We start from the raw sequence: 16489 nt of genomic DNA on the forward strand, positions 1-16489 counted from the left end.
GCGGTGGTGCGTTTGCGCTGTTCCATCCCTTTACGTCCTCTTTTTTCTTATTTGATGGTGTTGACGAGTCAACGGCCCGTACTGGCAGCCGCGTTGTCCATTACGCTTGCGGTGGTGCTGGCCAGGCGCAGCCGTTCGCCGCTTGCAGCGTCGAACAGCAGCACCCGTGCCGGGTCGAATTGCAGGGCAAGCGTGTCACCCACCCGGCACGCCACATCCGGCGCCAGTCGGCAACACACCTTGGTCTGGTTGAGGGTGACGAACACCAGCAGGTCGGGGCCGGTGGGTTCGGTAACCTGTACCTCGGCGCGGATGCCGGGCAGGCCATTGCCCTGCGCACCGCCCAGGGCGATCTGCTCGGGGCGGATACCCAATATGACCTCGCGCCCTTCCAGCTCGGCAGCAGCGCCGGCCAACGGCAATTCGCAACGCGCCTGGCCACTGTCCAGCACGGCCACCAGGCAGCCGCTCTGCGCCGTCACCCGCACGGGCACGAAGTTCATAGGCGGCGAGCCGATGAAGCTGGCGACGAACTGGTTGGCCGGGTCGTTGTAGATCTGCTGCGGGGTGCCGAACTGCTGGATGATGCCGTCCTTCATCACCGCCACCTTGTCACCCAGGGTCATGGCCTCGATCTGGTCGTGGGTGACATACACGGTGGTGGTCTTCAGGCGCTGGTGCATCAGTTTCATTTCGGTGCGCATCTCTACGCGCAGCTTGGCATCGAGGTTGGACAACGGCTCATCGAACAGGTAGATCTTTGGCCTGCGCGCCAACGCACGGCCCATGGCCACCCGCTGCTGCTGGCCGCCCGACAGCTGCGCGGGCTTGCGCGCCAGCAGGTGCTCGATCTGCAGCAGCTTGGCCACCCGCGCCACCTCTTCGTCGATGGCCGCCTGGGGCATCTTGCGGATCTTCAGGCCGAACTCGATGTTTTCCCGCACGCTCATGGTGGGGTACAGCGCATAGGACTGGAACACCATGGCGATGTCGCGGTCCTTGGGGCTCATGCCGCTGACGTCCTGCTGGTCGATCAGAATGGCGCCGCCAGTGATCTGCTCAAGGCCAGCGATGCAGTTCATCAGCGTGGATTTACCGCAGCCTGAAGGCCCTACCAGAATCAGAAACTCCCCGTCCTTGATGGCCAGCTGAATGTCCTTGAGGGTGTCCGGCAGGCCGCTGCCGTAGGTCTTGTTCACATTGCGAAGTTCGAGCGTTGCCATGACTTACCCCTTGACTGCGCCGGCCGTAAGCCCGCGCACGAAATATTTGCCTGCCACCACATAGACCAGCAGCGTCGGCAGCCCCGCGATCATTGCCGCGGCCATGTCGACGTTGTATTCCTTGGCCCCGGTGCTGGTGTTGACCAGGTTGTTCAGGGCCACGGTGATCGGTTGCGAGTCGCCACTGGAAAACACCACGCCAAACAGGAAGTCGTTCCAGATCTGGGTGAACTGCCAGATCAGGCAGACCATGATGATGGGCGTGGACATGGGCAGGATGATGCGCCGGAAGATGGTGAAGAACCCGGCCCCGTCCAGCCGTGCGGCCTTCACCAGTGCATCAGGGATGCTCACGTAGAAGTTGCGGAAGAACAGTGTGGTAAACGCCAGGCCGTAGACCACGTGCACCAGCACCAGCCCGGTGGTGGTGCTGGCCAGGCCCAGCTTGCCCAAGGTAAACGAGGCCGGCAGCAGTACGGTCTGGAACGGCAGGAAGCAGCCGAACAGCAACAGCCCAAAGAACAGCTGCGAGCCGCGGAACCGCCACATCGACAGCACGTAGCCGTTCAGCGCACCGATGGCAGTGGAAATGGCCACCGCCGGCACGGTGATCAATATCGAATTCCAGAAGTAGCCACTCACCGTGCCCCAGGCCTTGACCCACCCCACGGTGGTGATCGCCGTCGGCCAGCTCAGCAGGTTACCGGTGCCGATGTCTTCGGGGGTTTTGAAGCTGGTCAGCAGCATCACCACCAGCGGTACCAGGTACAGCAGTACCGCCACCAGCAGCACGGCATGGATGGCCAGCCGCGCCGGGCTCAAGGCCGGTTTGTCGACAGCGCTATGCATGGCGTTTGCTCCGCAGTTCGGAATACAGGTAGGGCACCAGGATGGCCAGCACGGCGCCCAGCATCAGAATGGCACTGGCCGAGCCCATGCCCATCTGCCCACGGCTGAAGGTGAACGAGTACATGAACATGGCCGGCAGGTCGGACGAATAGCCCGGGCCGCCTGCGGTCATCGCCGCCACCAGGTCGAAGCTCTTGATGGCAATGTGCGACAGGATCATCACGGCGCTGAAGAACACCGGGCGCAGGCTGGGCAGCACCACCTTCCAGTAAATGCGCGGCAGGCTGGCACCGTCGATCTGCGCCGCACGGATGATCGACGGGTCGACGCCGCGCAAACCCGCCAGGAACATCGCCATGATGAACCCGGAGGCCTGCCACACCGCCGCAATCACCAGGCAGTACACCACGCGGTCAGGGTCGATCAGCCAGTCCAGGCGAAACCCCTCCCAGCCCCAGTCGCGCAGCAGCTTGTCCAGGCCCATGCCCGGGTTCAGCAGCCATTTCCAGGCCGTACCGGTGACGATCATCGACAATGCCATGGGGTACAGGTAAATGGTGCGGATGAAGCCTTCGCGGCGGATGCGCTGGTCCAGCAGCACCGCCAGCAACACGCCGATGGCCAGGCTGATGGCGATGAACAGGCCACCGAACACCAGCAGGTTCTTGCTCGCCACCCACCAGCGGTCGTTGTCGAACAACCGCGCATACTGGGCCAGCCCCGCCCACTTGTAAGTGGGCAAGAAGGTCGAGGTGGTGAAGGACAGCACGAAGGTCCAGAGGATGTAGCCGTAGAACCCTACCAGCACGATGAACATGCTGGGCGCCAGTACCAGTTTAGGTAGCCAGCGCTGCAAGGCGTCCAGGGGGGATGCCCGCAGTTTCGCGGTTGCTGTAGTCATGGTGTGATTACCCGGGGCCTGGGCAGCCCCTTGTACAAGTCAGTACCGGCCCTGCCGCCAGCCAGCCCGCGCCACACAGGCATGCCTGCAGGCGCCGGCTGGCCGGCGAAACGGCCCTGAGGGCGTTACTTGGCCGCTTTGATCGCCGCCGCCAGCTTCTTCGCCGCATCGGCCGGGTCGGCCTTGGGGTCGTTGATGTAGTTGGTCACCACATCGAAGAAGGCCCCCTGCACGGCCAGCGTGGTGGCCATGTTGTGTGCCATGCTTGGCTGCAGGCCGCCATTTTTGGCGTCGGCCAGGAAGTCCTTGGCCGATGTCTGGGCGCAGGCATCGAAACCGTACTTGCCCATGTCGGCGAGCATGTCGTTGCGCACCGGGATGGACCCCTTGTTGGTGCTGAACACCTTCTGGAATTCCTCACCCATGACCTTGCGCGCGATGTCCTGCTGGCCTGCGGCGGTGCCGGCGTCCTTCTGCTTGAACACCACCAGCGAATCGATATTGTAGAGGAAGGCCTTGTCGGTACCCGGGAAGGGTACGCACTGGTAATCCTTGCCGGCGGTTTTCTTCGCCAGGGTCCACTCGCTCTTGGCCCAGTCGCCCATGATCTGCATGCCGGCCTTGCCGTTGATGACCTTGGCGGCCTCCAGGTTCCAGTCCTGGCCTTTGCCGTCCGGGTCCATGTAGGTGGCAAGCTTCTTGAGTTCGGCCAACGCCTTGATCATTTGAGGCCCGGTGAGGGTGGCGTTGTCCAGGTCGACGAAGGCCTTCTTATAGCCATCCGGCCCCATTACCGACAGCACCACGGTCTCGAACACCGTGCTGTCCTGCCAAGGCTGGCCGCCGTGGGCGAGCGGGATGATGCCGGCGGCCTTGAGCTTGTCGGCGGCTGCGTAGAATTCGTCAAGGGTAGCGGGCGCCTTGTCGATACCGGCTTTCTTGAAGGCTTCGGGGTTGATCCACAGCCAGTTGATGCGGTGGATGTTCACCGGCACGGCCACATAGTCACCGTCGTACTTGACCGTGTCGGCGACTTTTTTGTCGAGCAGCGAATCCCAGTTCTCTTGCTTGGCAACGTCCTTGAGCACGTCGCTGTCCAGCAGCCCGGTGGCGGCCCAATCCTGGATGTCCGGCCCCTTGATCTGGGCCACGCCCGGCGGGTTGCCCGCTACGGCACGGCTTTTCAGCACGGTCATGGCGGTGGCACCACCGCCACCGGCAACGGCGCCATCCTTCCAGGTGAAACCGTCTTTTTCGACCTGGGCCTTGAGCACATCGACGGCGGCTTTTTCACCCCCGGACGTCCACCAGTGCACCACTTCGACAGTGCCTTTGGCGTCGGCAGCTTGGGCAGAAAGGGGGGTTAGCGAGGCCAGCGAGATAGCGGCAGCGAGACGAAGGTAGGAAGTCATTGAAACACCTTATTGTTGTTATGCCGTGCAAGTCGGTCGCTTGCGTTGCATGGAGTCTAAACAGCGTGCGCGCCCCGCCAGGTAACGAAGCGATGCGCGATTGTCATCGTTTGGTTACATTGCCGGCCAACGCGGTGGCCAGGCTCGGGGCAAGCGGCAAGCCTGGCAGCAGCAAGGCCTGGTAGGCATGGTAGAGATCGGGCTTGCCTGGCCAGAGGGTGCCGGCCGGGCAGTTGTGCGGGTCGAGTTCGTGGTGCCAGCTGCCGCCGTGCAGGTCGATGAAATGCTCGGCGATGAAGTCCCAGCAGCGGCGGTACCACAGCTCGTAGCGCGAGTCTGCGGTTCGCTGCAGCAAGGCAGCCGCACAGGCGCAGGCCTCGGCGTGCACCCAGTGCAGGCGCGCCCGTACCAGCGGCTGGCCAGCCCAGTCCAGGGTGTAGGCAAACCCTGGGCTGCCATCGGCCTGCCAGGCCTGCTGGCAGGCCGCCTCGAACAGCGCCTGGGCGCTGTCCAGCAGCCAACCCGGCGCCGGCAGGCCAAAGCGCTGCAGGCTGGCCTCCAGGTGCAGCAGCAGCCGCGCCCACTCCAGGGAGTGACCGGGGGTGGTGCCGTAGGGGCGGAAGTGATCGGCCGGGTGGTCCTGGTTGTAGTCCTTGGCCGGCTGCCAGAAGGCGTCGAAGTGTTCGATCACCCGGTAGCCACTGGCGGCCGCATGGGTGTGGATGATGCGTTCGGCGATGCGTAGGGCCCGCTGCAACCACAGGCTGTTGCCGGTGACGTCGGCCAGGGCCAGGAACGCCTCGGTGCCGTGCATGTTGCTGTTGGCCCCTCGGTACGGCTCGGGCAGTTGCCAGGCGCGGGAAAAGGTTTCCTGAAGGGCGCCCTCTTCTTCATTCCAGAAATGCTGCTCGATGACCTGTATGGCGGATGTGAGCAGCGCCTGCGCACCGGCAACGCCGGCTACCACTGCCGAGCTGGCAGCCAGGGCAACGAAGGCGTGCAGGTAAGCGTCCTTGCCACTGTCTTCACGCCCTTCTGCATGAGCGAACCAGCCGCGGTAATGCTCATCCCACAGCGGGCCGCGCAATGCGGCCACGCCGTGTTCGGCATAGGCCAGACAACCCGGGATACCCTGCAAATGGGCAAGGGCAAAACAGTGGGTCATACGCGCGGTGGTCAGCGTTTCTGCGCAGGCACCCGGCGCCAGTTGGCCGTTGGCCTGCAGGTTGCCGAAGCCACCGGGCAGCCTTGCCGCCTTGGCGAAGGCCAGCAGCCGTTGGCCTTCGGCCAGGCGCCAGGCAGTATGCGCCGGGGCGTCCAGCCAGCTGTTCGAAGCGGTGTTGTGATTATTCATGGCCAGCTCGATCCTTGCCAGTCGTGGGGCGATTCTAGCCAGCGGGGCTGGGCGGGGTGTCACGAACGGGGGCATGTTTGTCACCAGTCAGTGACATGCCAACGCCAACGGCGGCGCGGGGGTCAGTCCATGCCCCGGGGCAGGTACAAGGTTACGCGCAGGCCACCCTCTCGCAGGTTCAGCAGGCTTACCTCGCCCCCATGGCTATGGGCGATATTGCGCGCGATACCCAGGCCCAGCCCGTACCCCTGCTGGTGCCCGGCAAGCCGCACATGAGGCTCGAACACTTCCTCCAACTGCTGCTGCGGCACGCCAGGGCCCTGGTCATCGACCTGCAGCACGAAGCCGGCCGCACCGTCGATGATGCGCAGCCGCGCCCGCTCGCCGTACTTGATGGCATTGTCGATCAGGTTGCCGATACAGCGGCGCAGCGCCAGCGGCTTGCCTGGGTAGGGCGCCAGTGCCCTGCCTTCCAGGGTGATGCGCCCATCGCGCAGATAGGGCTCGGCGAGAATCTCCAGCACCTGGTTGAGGTCCACCGGCTCGATGTTTTCATGGATGTCGGTATCTTTTACGCACTGCAACGCGCCCTTCACCAGCAGCTCCAGTTCGTCCAGGTCCTGGCTGAACTTGGCTTGCAGGTGCTCGTCCTCCAGCAGCTCCACCCGCAGCCGCAGACGGGTAATGGGGGTGCGCAGGTCGTGGGAAATGGCACTGAACAGCTGGCTGCGTTCGGTCAGGTAGCGGCTGATGCGCTCGCGCATGCTGTTGAATGCCCGACTGACTTCGATCACTTCGATGCCGCCCGCCTCGGCCACCGGCGGCACGTCCGCCCCCAGCGACAGCTCACGCGCCGCACGGGCCAGGCGCTTGAGTGGCCAGCTTTGCCAATGCACCAGCAAACCAATGAACAGCAACAGCAACGCCGTGGTCAGGACGATGAAGCCAAGCTGCTGGCGCGGCAGGCGCTGCGCCTCAAGGCTGGTGTAGGGCTCTGGCAGCAACGAGGCGATGTACAGCCACTCCCCTTCGCCCAGGCGGATCTGCGTGACCAGCACGGGCGGCTTGAGCGGCTCCAGGGTCAGGGAGTAATGGGCCCAGGAACGCGGCAGCTCGTCCAGCTTGAGCCCGCTATTGAAAATACGCAGGTCGTCCGGCCCGACGAATTCGACTGACACCTCCATCTGCGAACCCAGCCGTTCGTGCAGCACTTGCTGGAACACATCGATCACCGCCTGCTTGCGCGGCGTAACCGGCAGCACCGGCATGTCCAGCGGGCGGGCGTTGAGCGACACGAAGAAGCGTGTGCCCCCCATGCTGCGCAACTGGTCGAGCACCATTGGCCGGTAGGCCACCGGCAACGAGCGGAAGTAACTGACACTGGCGCTCATGGAGTGGGCCAGGCTGCTGGCACTGGCACGCAGGCCTTGCAGTTGGCTGGCGCGCAATTGCGCCACCCAAATGATGCTCGACAAGCCTTGGGCCAGCAGTACCACCAGCAAGGTCAGCAGCAGCATGCGCCCCAGCAGCGAGCGCGGCAGCAGGCGCCAGCGCCGTTCAGGGCGCATTGCAGACATGCGCCGCCAGCAGGTAGCCGCTGCCGCGCACCGTGCGGATCAACCGGGGAGGTTTGTCAGTATCGCGCAGCCGCTGGCGCAGGCGGCTGACCGCCATGTCGACGATGCGGTCCAGCGGCATGGGCTCGCGGCCCCGTGTGGCATTGCCGATGGTGTCGCGGTCGAGGATCTGCTGCGGGTGGTCGAGAAACAGCTTGAGCAGGGCAAAGTCGGCGCCAGACAAGATCACCTCTTCACCGTCACGGTGGAACAGGCGATGGCTGACGGTGTCCAGGCGCCACTCGTCGAACGCCAGCACGGCGGTGCCCGGCGCAGCCTGGCCAAATTCTGCACGGCGCAGCAGGGCCTTGATGCGCGCTTGCAGTTCACGCGGGCTGAAGGGTTTGCCCAGGTAGTCGTCGGCGCCCAGTTCCAGGCCGATGACCCGGTCGGTTTCGTCGGAGCTGGCCGTGAGCATGATGATCGGCACGCGGGCCTGGCGCGGGTGCTGACGCACCCAGCGGCACAGGCTGAAGCCATCTTCATCTGGCAGCATCACATCCAGGATCACCAGGTCGCAGGGCGTGGTTTCCAGGGCGTGGCGAAACCCTGCACCGTCGGCCTGGGCATTGACCTGGAAGCCCGAGCGGCTCAGGTAGGTTTGCAGCAGTTCACGGATTTCCTGATCGTCGTCCACCATCAGGATGGATTTGCCGGCAGCGCTCATGTCAGTGGTCCAGCGCCTGCTGCAGGTTCACCCCGGCCCCCAGCAACCCGGAAAACTCCGCGGTCACCAGCCACACCGGAATGCCGGGGAAGTACCCGCTCATGCAACCCTTGTCGGCGAAGCTGGCCGCAAACCCGCTGTGCAGGAACAGCTCGGCAAAGCGCGGCACCACGCCACCCACGATGTACACACCGCCACGGGCGCCCAGGGTGAGCACGTTGTTGCCGGCCACGCGGCCCAGAAAGCGGCAGAACTGCTCGACCACCGCCCGTGCCCGCGGCTCGCCACCCAGTGCCGCATCGGTAATGTGCGCGGGGGTCTGGTGTTTGGGCGTGTCGCCATCCAGCGCACACATGGCCTGGTACAGCCGCACCAGGCCACCGCCACTGAGCACGGTTTCGGCGCTGACATGGCCAATCTGCCCGTGGATATGCTGGTGAATCGCCGCTTCCCGGGCGTTGCCCACCGGCAGGTCGACATGACCGCCCTCCCCTGGCAAGGCATGCCAGCGCCGCTCGCCCAGGCGCAGCAGCGAACCCACGCCCAGGCCCGTACCAGGGCCGATCACCAGCGCTGGCCGGGACGGGTCTGCCTGGCCCGCGCATACCTCGTGAAACTCACCGTCGCGCAGCCGGGTCATGCCCAGGGCCATGGCGGTGAAGTCGTTGATCAGCAGCAACTGGCCAACCTGCAGCCGTTGGCAGAACGCGCTGCGGCTCAGGCGCCAGTGGTTGTTGGTGAAACGGAATTCATCGCCATTCACCGGGCCGGCCACCGCCAGGCAGGCAGCAGCAAGCCCGCCGCGTGGAATGCCCAGGCCTTCCAGGTAGGTTTCGATGGCCTGCTCCGGGCTGGTGTAGTCCTCGGTGGCGAAGACCCGCACCTCGTGCAACTGGTTGTCACGCCACAACGCAAAACGGGCATTGGTGCCGCCGATGTCGCCGACCAGCAGGTCCTTCATTTCAGGTTCTCCAGGGCAGAGGTAAAGGCGCTGGCGCCCTGCTCTGCCGGGCTGAACGCCATGCGCATGAAGCCGAACAGCTCACGCCCGCACCCCAGGTCGTTGCCTTGGGGGGCCGGCGGCAGGTCGCGGCTGGCCAGCACATCGGCCGGCACCATGACCTGTAGCGTACCTTCAGCGCCATCGACACGCACCCTATCACCCTCGCGCACCCGTGCCAGCGGCCCGCCGTCGTATGCCTCTGGGCACACATGGATGGCGGCCGGGATCTTGCCTGAAGCACCCGACATGCGCCCGTCGGTCACCAGTGCCACCTTGTAGCCGCGGTCTTGCAGCACGCCCAGGAACGGCGTGAGCTTGTGCAGCTCGGGCATGCCGTTGCAGCGCGGGCCCTGGAAGCGCACCACGGCAACGAAATCGCACTCCAGCTCGCCGGCCTTGAAGGCATCGGCCAGCGATTGCTGATCGTGGAAGATTCGCGCTGGCGCCTCGACCACGCGGTGTTCAGGGGCCACGGCGGACACTTTCATCACCCCGCGGCCCAGGTTGCCCTCCATCACCCGCAAGCCGCCTTCGGCCGAGAATGGCCGGGCCACCGGGCGCAGGATACTTTCGTCCAGGCTCTGCTGCGGGCCTTCGCGCCATACCAGCTTGCCGTTGTCGAGGAAGGGTTCCTGTGTATAGCGGCGCAAGCCATGACCCGCCACCGTGTTGACGTCTTCGTGCAGCAAGCCGGCATCCAGCAGTTCGCGGATCAGGAATGCCATGCCACCAGCGGCCTGGAAGTGGTTGATGTCGGCCTTGCCGTTGGGGTAGACGTGGGACAGCGTCGGCACCACGTCGGACAAGTCGGCCATGTCCTGCCAGGTGAGCTGAATGCCAGCGGCCTGGGCGATGGCGGGGATATGCAGGGTATGGTTGGTGGAGCCCCCGGTGGCATGCAGGGCCACGATGGCATTCACCAAGGCCTTCTCGTCGACGATTTCGCCCAGTGGCATGAAGTTGCCGCTGGCCTTGGTCATGCGGGTGACCTGCTGCGCCGCCTCGGCGGTGAGCGCGTCACGCAGCGGCGTATAGGGGTTCACGAATGACGCACCCGGCAGGTGCAGGCCCATCACTTCCATCACCAGCTGGTTGGTATTGGCGGTGCCGTAGAAGGTGCAGGTGCCGGGGCTGTGATAGGACTTCATCTCCGACTCCAGCAGTTCCTCACGGCTGGCCTTGCCCTCGGCGTAGCGCTGGCGCACGTCGGCCTTCTGCTTGTTGGAAATGCCCGACACCATGGGCCCGCCCGGCACGAACACGGTGGGCAGGTGGCCGAAGCGCAGGGCGCCCATCATCAGCCCCGGCACGATCTTGTCGCAGATACCCAGCATGAGCGCCGCGTCGAACATGTTGTGCGACAGGGCCACGGCGGTGGACATGGCGATCACTTCACGGCTGGCGATGGCCAGTTCCATGCCAGGCTCGCCCTGGGTGACGCCGTCGCACATGGCCGGCACGCCACCTGCAAACTGGCCGACCGAACCCACCTCGCGCAGGGCCTGCTTGATCTGCTCGGGGAAGTGCAGGTACGGCTGGTGGGCCGAGAGCATGTCGTTGTAGGCCGAAACGATGGCCACGTTGGCTGCATTCATCAGGCGCAGGGTCTGTTTGTCTTCAGTGCCGCACCCGGCCACCCCGTGGGCGAAGTTGGCGCACTGCAGGCTGGCACGCATCGGGCCCTCGCTGGCGGCGCCACGAATCAGCTGCAGGTAGCGTTCGCGGGTGGCGCGGCTACGCTCGACCAGCCGTTGGGTGACCTCAAGGATGCGCGGATGCATGTACTGGACTCCAGGCTAATTGTAAGGGCGGTTTACCAGGCGCCGGCGCCCCGCCGATTGCAGCCTAGGCTCATGGTAGAGCGTCGCGCGGCATCGGCAAGGCCAAGGGCCAAACCACTCGTTGTAGGTTTAAACAAAATACTGCCACTAAAAAGGCTTGTTTTCTATCTGCAAGTGAATAATCTTGTAATTCCAACAACAAAACCGTTTCAGTGAAGCATCTTTGTGCCACAGGTTTCACTCGGACTGCCAGAGGTATCGCCATGACCCTTCGCATCGCCATCAACGGATTCGGCCGCATCGGGCGCAACGTCCTGCGCGCACTCTACACCCAGGGCTACCGCCAGGACCTGCAGGTGGTCGCCATCAACGACCTGGGCGACAGCACCATGAACGCCCACCTGCTCAAGTACGACAGCGTGCACGGCACCTTCGACGCCACGGTCGAAGCCGACCACGAAAGCCTTACGGTCAACGGTGACCGCATTGCAGTCAGCGCCATCCGCAACCCCGCCGAACTGCCCTGGAAGGCCGAAGCCGTCGACGTGGTCTTCGAGTGCACCGGGCTGTTCACCGACCGCGCCAAGGCCGCTGCACACCTGGCGGCAGGCGCTGGCAAAGTGATTGTGTCGGCCCCCTCCAAAGGTGCGGATGCCACCGTGGTGTACGGGGTCAACCACGACGTGCTGCGCGCCTCGCACCAGGTCATTTCCAACGCATCGTGCACCACCAACTGCCTGGCGCCGATCGCCCAGGTGCTGCACCGCGAGTTCGGTATCGAGCAGGGCCTGATGACCACCATCCACGCCTACACCAACGACCAGGTGCTGACGGACATGTACCACAGCGATCCGTACCGTGCCCGCTCCGCCACCCAGTCGATGATCCCGAGCAAAACCGGCGCTGCCGAGGCAGTGGGCCTGGTGCTGCCGGAACTGGCAGGCAAGCTGACCGGCATGGCCGTGCGGGTGCCGGTGATCAACGTGTCGCTGGTGGACCTCACCGTCAACCTCAAGCGCGAAGCCACTGCCGAGCAGGTCAACCAGTTGTTCCTCGAAGCCAGCCAGCACTCCAGGGTACTGGGCTACAACGCCCTGCCGCTGGTGTCCTGCGACTTCAACCACAACCCGCTGTCTTCCATTTTCGATGCCAACCACACCCGGGCCAATGGGCGCATGCTCAAGGTGCTGGCCTGGTATGACAACGAGTGGGGCTTCTCCAACCGCATGCTGGACAACTGCCTGGCCCTTTGCCAGGCGCGCTAGAGGCCGCGCCGTGTCTGCGGGCACGGCGTTTACCTTTTCATGACATTTACCCGCTTGACCTGCGAAGGTGATGATAAGCATTATCATTAACCCTTCGTCGGCCAGGTTTCCCCGTGAGTCAGTCCCGGTTCAACTCCGTCTTTCTCGTTCAGCGCCTCTCCCTTCTGCGCACCTTGCAGCGCATGGTCGGTAACCGCAGCACCGCCGAAGACCTGCTGCAGGAAACCTACCTGCGGGTGGCCCGCGCGCTGGGTGAGCGACCCATCGAACACATCGAGCCCTTTGTGTTCCAGACGGCCCGCAACCTAGCACTGGACCACCTGCGGGCTCGCCGGGTGCAGGCACGCATGCTGGTGGACGATGTGCCAGAAGCCGTGTTGCACAACGTTGCCGCCCCGGCCAGCAGCAGCGAAGATGCCGCCCACGCCGAACAGTTGCTCAAGCACCTGAGCGTCAGCCTGAACCAGCTGAGCCAGCGCCAACAGCGCATCTTCATCCTCAACCGCCTGCACGGCGCCACCTACCTGGAAATAGCCGAGCAGTTGGGGGTGTCGTCCAGTACGGTGCAAAAGGAACTGAAACTGATCATGGCGATCTGCTTGGGAGTGGCCGAGCGGCTCGAATGAGCGTTACGGGCCTTTAGCAAACCCAGCCACTTGCCACGCCGTGCCGGAGCCCTGATCATCCGGAATCAACCACGCAAGGACTCACCGTGACAGACCACCCTGCCCCTCGCCCGTCACCTGCCGGGCCCAGCCCCCGTGCACGTGCCCAGGACGAGGCGCTGGACTGGCTGGTGCGCCTGCAGTGCGCCGACGCCGCCGACACCCAGGCGTTCGAGGCCTGGCTAAGCGCCGCGCCGGAAAACGCAGAGGCCTACGTTGCAGCAGAAGCCTTGTGGAACGGCGCAGCGGTGCACCACGCCGCTACCCGGCTGCACCGGCAACAGCGCCGCAGTTGGCGTGGCCGCGTACGCAGCCACTGGAAACCCCTGGCCACGGCAGCCTTGCTGGTGGCCGGGCTGTTCACGTTCGGCAACCTGCCCGTGCGCCTGCAGGCCGATCACCTCACTGTGGTGGGTGAACGCCAGCGTGTGGAGCTGCAAGGTGGGGCCAAGGTGCTGCTGAACACCAACTCGGCCTTTGCCAGTGACCGCAAGGGCGGGCGCGAAGTTGCCCGCCTGCTGCAGGGCGAAGCCTACTTCCAGGTACCCGAGGGCGCGCCGCAGCCGCTCGAAGTGCAGGCGGGGCCGTTGCGGGCACAGGCACGCGACACCGATTTTGCCGTGCGCTACCTGGGTGGTGAGGCACTGGTCAGGGTACAGCGCGGCGATGTCGACCTGCAGGGCGAACGTGATCAGCGCATCCGCCTGCGCGCGGGCGACAGCATCAGCGTGGGCCCGCAGGGCTTTGGTACACCCCAGCGCCTGGACATGCGCAAGGACCTGGCCTGGGTCGACGGCCGCCTGGTATTCGAGAACTGCCCACTCAGCCAGGTACTGGCCGAACTGCGCCGCTATTACCCAGGCTGGATCATCAACCGCAACGCACGCCTTGAAGACGTTGCGGTCACCGGCAACTATCGCCTGGACCAGCCGCTGGAAACCTTGCGCGCGCTGGCACATATCACCTCCGCACAGCTGCATGAATACCCCGCGCTGGTCATCCTGAACTGACCACTTTTCACCCGCAGCAGGCGCCGTGCGCGAATTATTTTTACGCACTCTGAAGGGCTCGTCCGTCTCGTCATAGCCAATGCAACTGATTCTTGTTCAAAACAAGAGCAGCCATCACCTATCACAGACCGCGCGTCAGGGAGCGCTTTCGATGTCCACAGGTACCCATTGCCCGTCCACCCGCCCTCACCGTTCGGGGCGTCTGTCTCTGCTGACCCTGGCGCTGCTCGCCTGCGGGGCCTGCAGCCTGCCGGCCTGGGCGGACCAGCCAGCTGCCAGCGCCAGCACCTCGCGCATGGGCGACTACCGCTTCAGCATCCACCAGCAACCCCTGGTATCGGCGATCAACACGTTCAGCCAGGTCACCGGTTGGCAGGTGGGTTTCAACGCCCAGCTGGCCGACGGTGTCGCGTCCCCAGGGGTGCAAGGCTCCCTGCCACCAGAAGCAGCACTGGAGCGCCTGCTGCGGGGCACGGGCCTGGCGTATCGCAAGATCAGCAACGGTAACGTGGTACTTGAAAGCAAAGCCGGTGGCAGCGTGGTCGCCCTGCAGCAGATGACCGTCAGTGCTACCCGCAGCGCCCAGGACGTGGCGCAGGTGCCCAGTACGGTCAGCGTGCATACCCGCGAGCAACTGGACCGCAACAACGTCAACAGCATCCAGGACCTGGTGCGCTACGAACCCGGTGTCTCGGTGGCCGGCACCGGGCAGCGCAGCGGCCTCAACGGTTTCAACATCCGCGGCATCGATGGTGAGCGCATTCTCACCCAGATCGACGGGGTGTCGATCCCGGACAGCTTCTTCTACGGCCCATACGCGCAAACCCAGCGTAATTACGTAGACCCAGAAATCGTCAAGCGCGTGGAGATCCTGCGCGGGCCTGCGTCGGTGCTGTACGGCAGCAATGCCATCGGTGGTGCCGTGAGCTACTTCACGCTGGACCCGGAAGACATCATCAAGCCCGGCCAGGACGCCGGCGCGCGCCTGAAAGCCGGCTACAGCTCGGCAGACGAAAGCTGGCTGACCTCCGCCACCGTCGCTGGGCGCCAGGGTGACGTGGACGCCCTGCTGCACCTGAGCCAGCGCAACGGCCACGAAACCGAGAGCTACGGCAACCATGGCGGCACCGGCCTGTCGCGCACCGAAGCCAACCCCATGGACGCGCGCACCACCAACGTACTGGCGAAGGTAGGCTGGAACCTGGCGGATGACGCACGGCTGGGCCTGACCTACGAACGCTACAAGGACGACCGTGACCAGAACATTCTGAGTGCAGTGGGCGGCCCGTTCATTCCCGGCTTTGGCGCCATGAATTCCTACCGCATGCGCACCGGCAACGACACCATCACCCGCGAGCGCTTTGGCATCAACCACCAGTTCGCGCTCGACAGTGTGCTGGCCGACCAGGTCAAGTGGAGCCTCAACTACCAGATCGCCAAGACCGACCAACGCACCGACGAGTTGTACGTGGCCTCCGGGCGGCAGGTGCTGCGCGACCGTCAGACCACCTACAAGGACCGCCAATGGGTCTTCGACGCCCAGCTGGACAAAGCCTTCAGCCTAGGCGAAACCGACCACCTGCTGACCTACGGCACGACCCTCAAGCACGAGAAGATCACCGGGTCGCGCAGCGGCACCGGCACTTGCGTGAACATCGGCGGCACCTGCCGTGGTATCGGCCAGGACAGTGCCCGCGATGGCCAGGCGCTGGTCAGCGATTTCCCGGACCCGACCGTGAACACCTACAGCCTGTTCGTGCAGGATGAAATCCGCTGGCACAACTGGACCTTCCTGCCCGGTGCCCGCTACGACTACACCCGCATGGAGCCGCGCTTCACCGAACGTTTTCTGCGCGGGTTGGAAGCCACCGGTACGGCGCCTACCTCCCAGGACGATTCTGCCCGCAACTGGCACCGGGTTTCGCCCAAGTTCGGCCTGACCTACGCGTTCTACGACCACTACACCGCCTATGGCCAGTACGCCGAGGGCTTCCGCACGCCAACCGCCAAGGCCATGTACGGTCGCTTCCAGAACCTGGACCAAGGTTACCGGGTTGAGGGCAACCCAAACCTGGAACCAGAAAAGAGCAAGAGCTTCGAAACCGGGCTGCGTGGCAATTTCGATGCGGGCCACTTCGATGTGGCGGTGTTCTACAACAAGTACCGCGACTTCATCGACGAAGACGCCGTGCAGAGCAGCAACCTGGAGCAGACCTTCCAGGCCAACAACATCAAGCACGCCACCATCAAGGGCGCCGAGGTCAAGGGCCGCCTGAACCTCGATCAGCTTGGCGCTGCGCCAGGCCTGTATGCGCAGGGCTCGCTGGCCTACACCTACGGCCGCAACGATGACAGCGGCCAGCCGCTGAACACTGTCAACCCGCTCAAGGGCGTGTTCGGCCTGGGCTATGACCAACAGCACTACGGTGGCCTGCTGAGCTGGACGCTGGTCAAGCGCAAGACCCGCGTCGACGACAGCACCTACTACGCCCCCGATGGCTCGGCATCGAAGTTCCGCACCCCCGGCTACGGCGTGCTGGATTTGACCGGTTACTACAAGGTGACCGACGACGTCACCATCAACGCGGGCCTGTACAACCTCACCGACAAAAAATACTGGCAGTGGGACTCGGTGCGCAGCTATGACGGCCAGGGTGAAGCAGCAGTGACCCAACCCGCCAACATCGACCGCCTGAGCATGCCGGGCCGCAATTTTGGCATCAACGTCGTCTGGGATATCTGA

Annotated in this window: 13 protein-coding genes; 4 read left to right on the forward strand and 9 right to left on the reverse strand. The window is 64.5% G+C overall.

Annotation, left to right across the window (positions count from 1 at the left end):
- Positions 1-68 precede the first annotated feature (68 nt).
- The 9 genes from PPA02S_RS09715 to edd form a co-directional block, all read right to left on the reverse strand.
- Positions 69-1223, reverse strand: coding sequence for an ABC transporter ATP-binding protein (locus tag PPA02S_RS09715; protein WP_028631472.1), 1155 nt, complete (start codon positions 1221-1223; stop codon positions 69-71).
- Between the two features lie 3 nt (positions 1224-1226).
- A complete protein-coding gene (locus tag PPA02S_RS09720) occupies positions 1227-2072 on the reverse strand; it encodes a carbohydrate ABC transporter permease (protein WP_028631473.1) in 846 nt (281 codons plus the stop codon).
- The gene (locus PPA02S_RS09725) at positions 2065-2973 is read right to left on the reverse strand and encodes a carbohydrate ABC transporter permease (RefSeq protein ID WP_028631474.1); all 909 of its coding nucleotides are present in this window, start codon (positions 2971-2973) and stop codon (positions 2065-2067) included. The genes PPA02S_RS09720 and PPA02S_RS09725 overlap by 8 nt, the downstream gene beginning before the upstream one ends.
- Positions 2974-3098: 125 nt before the next feature.
- Positions 3099-4385 carry an ABC transporter substrate-binding protein gene (locus PPA02S_RS09730; RefSeq protein WP_028631475.1) on the reverse strand — a complete coding sequence of 429 codons (1287 nt, stop codon included), beginning with the start codon at positions 4383-4385 and terminating at the stop codon, positions 3099-3101.
- A gap of 103 nt (positions 4386-4488) precedes the next feature.
- Positions 4489-5739: a D-mannose isomerase gene (locus PPA02S_RS09735; RefSeq protein ID WP_028631476.1), complete on the reverse strand. Its 1251-nt coding sequence runs from the start codon at positions 5737-5739 to the stop codon at positions 4489-4491.
- Positions 5740-5861: 122 nt separating this feature from the next.
- Positions 5862-7316, reverse strand: coding sequence for an ATP-binding protein (locus PPA02S_RS09740; protein WP_028631477.1), 1455 nt, complete (start codon positions 7314-7316; stop codon positions 5862-5864).
- Positions 7297-8022: a two-component system response regulator GltR gene (gltR, locus tag PPA02S_RS09745; protein ID WP_028631478.1), complete on the reverse strand. Its 726-nt coding sequence runs from the start codon at positions 8020-8022 to the stop codon at positions 7297-7299. Before gltR ends, PPA02S_RS09740 begins: the two co-directional genes overlap by 20 nt.
- Position 8023: 1 nt before the next feature.
- On the reverse strand, positions 8024-8983 hold the full coding sequence (locus PPA02S_RS09750) for a glucokinase (protein WP_028631479.1): 960 nt from the start codon (positions 8981-8983) through the stop codon (positions 8024-8026).
- Positions 8980-10806 carry a phosphogluconate dehydratase gene (edd, locus tag PPA02S_RS09755; RefSeq protein ID WP_028631480.1) on the reverse strand — a complete coding sequence of 609 codons (1827 nt, stop codon included), beginning with the start codon at positions 10804-10806 and terminating at the stop codon, positions 8980-8982. Before edd ends, PPA02S_RS09750 begins: the two co-directional genes overlap by 4 nt.
- A 263-nt stretch (positions 10807-11069) precedes the next feature.
- Here edd and gap point away from each other — a divergent pair, with 263 nt between their 5' ends.
- The 4 genes from gap (at position 11070) to PPA02S_RS09775 (ending at position 16489) form a co-directional block, all read left to right on the forward strand.
- Positions 11070-12071, forward strand: a complete 1002-nt coding sequence (gap, locus tag PPA02S_RS09760) for a type I glyceraldehyde-3-phosphate dehydrogenase (RefSeq protein WP_028631481.1) — start codon at positions 11070-11072, stop codon at positions 12069-12071.
- Positions 12072-12184: 113 nt separating this feature from the next.
- Complete coding sequence (locus tag PPA02S_RS09765; protein WP_028631482.1) at positions 12185-12697, forward strand: RNA polymerase sigma factor; 513 nt, start codon at positions 12185-12187, stop codon at positions 12695-12697.
- An 86-nt stretch (positions 12698-12783) separates the two neighbouring features.
- Positions 12784-13746: a FecR family protein gene (locus tag PPA02S_RS09770; RefSeq protein WP_028631483.1), complete on the forward strand. Its 963-nt coding sequence runs from the start codon at positions 12784-12786 to the stop codon at positions 13744-13746.
- Between the two features lie 151 nt (positions 13747-13897).
- Positions 13898-16489, forward strand: a complete 2592-nt coding sequence (locus tag PPA02S_RS09775; protein WP_028631484.1) for a TonB-dependent receptor — start codon at positions 13898-13900, stop codon at positions 16487-16489.

Source organism: Pseudomonas parafulva NBRC 16636 = DSM 17004, assembly GCF_000730645.1.
GTDB lineage: Bacteria > Pseudomonadota > Gammaproteobacteria > Pseudomonadales > Pseudomonadaceae > Aquipseudomonas > Aquipseudomonas parafulva.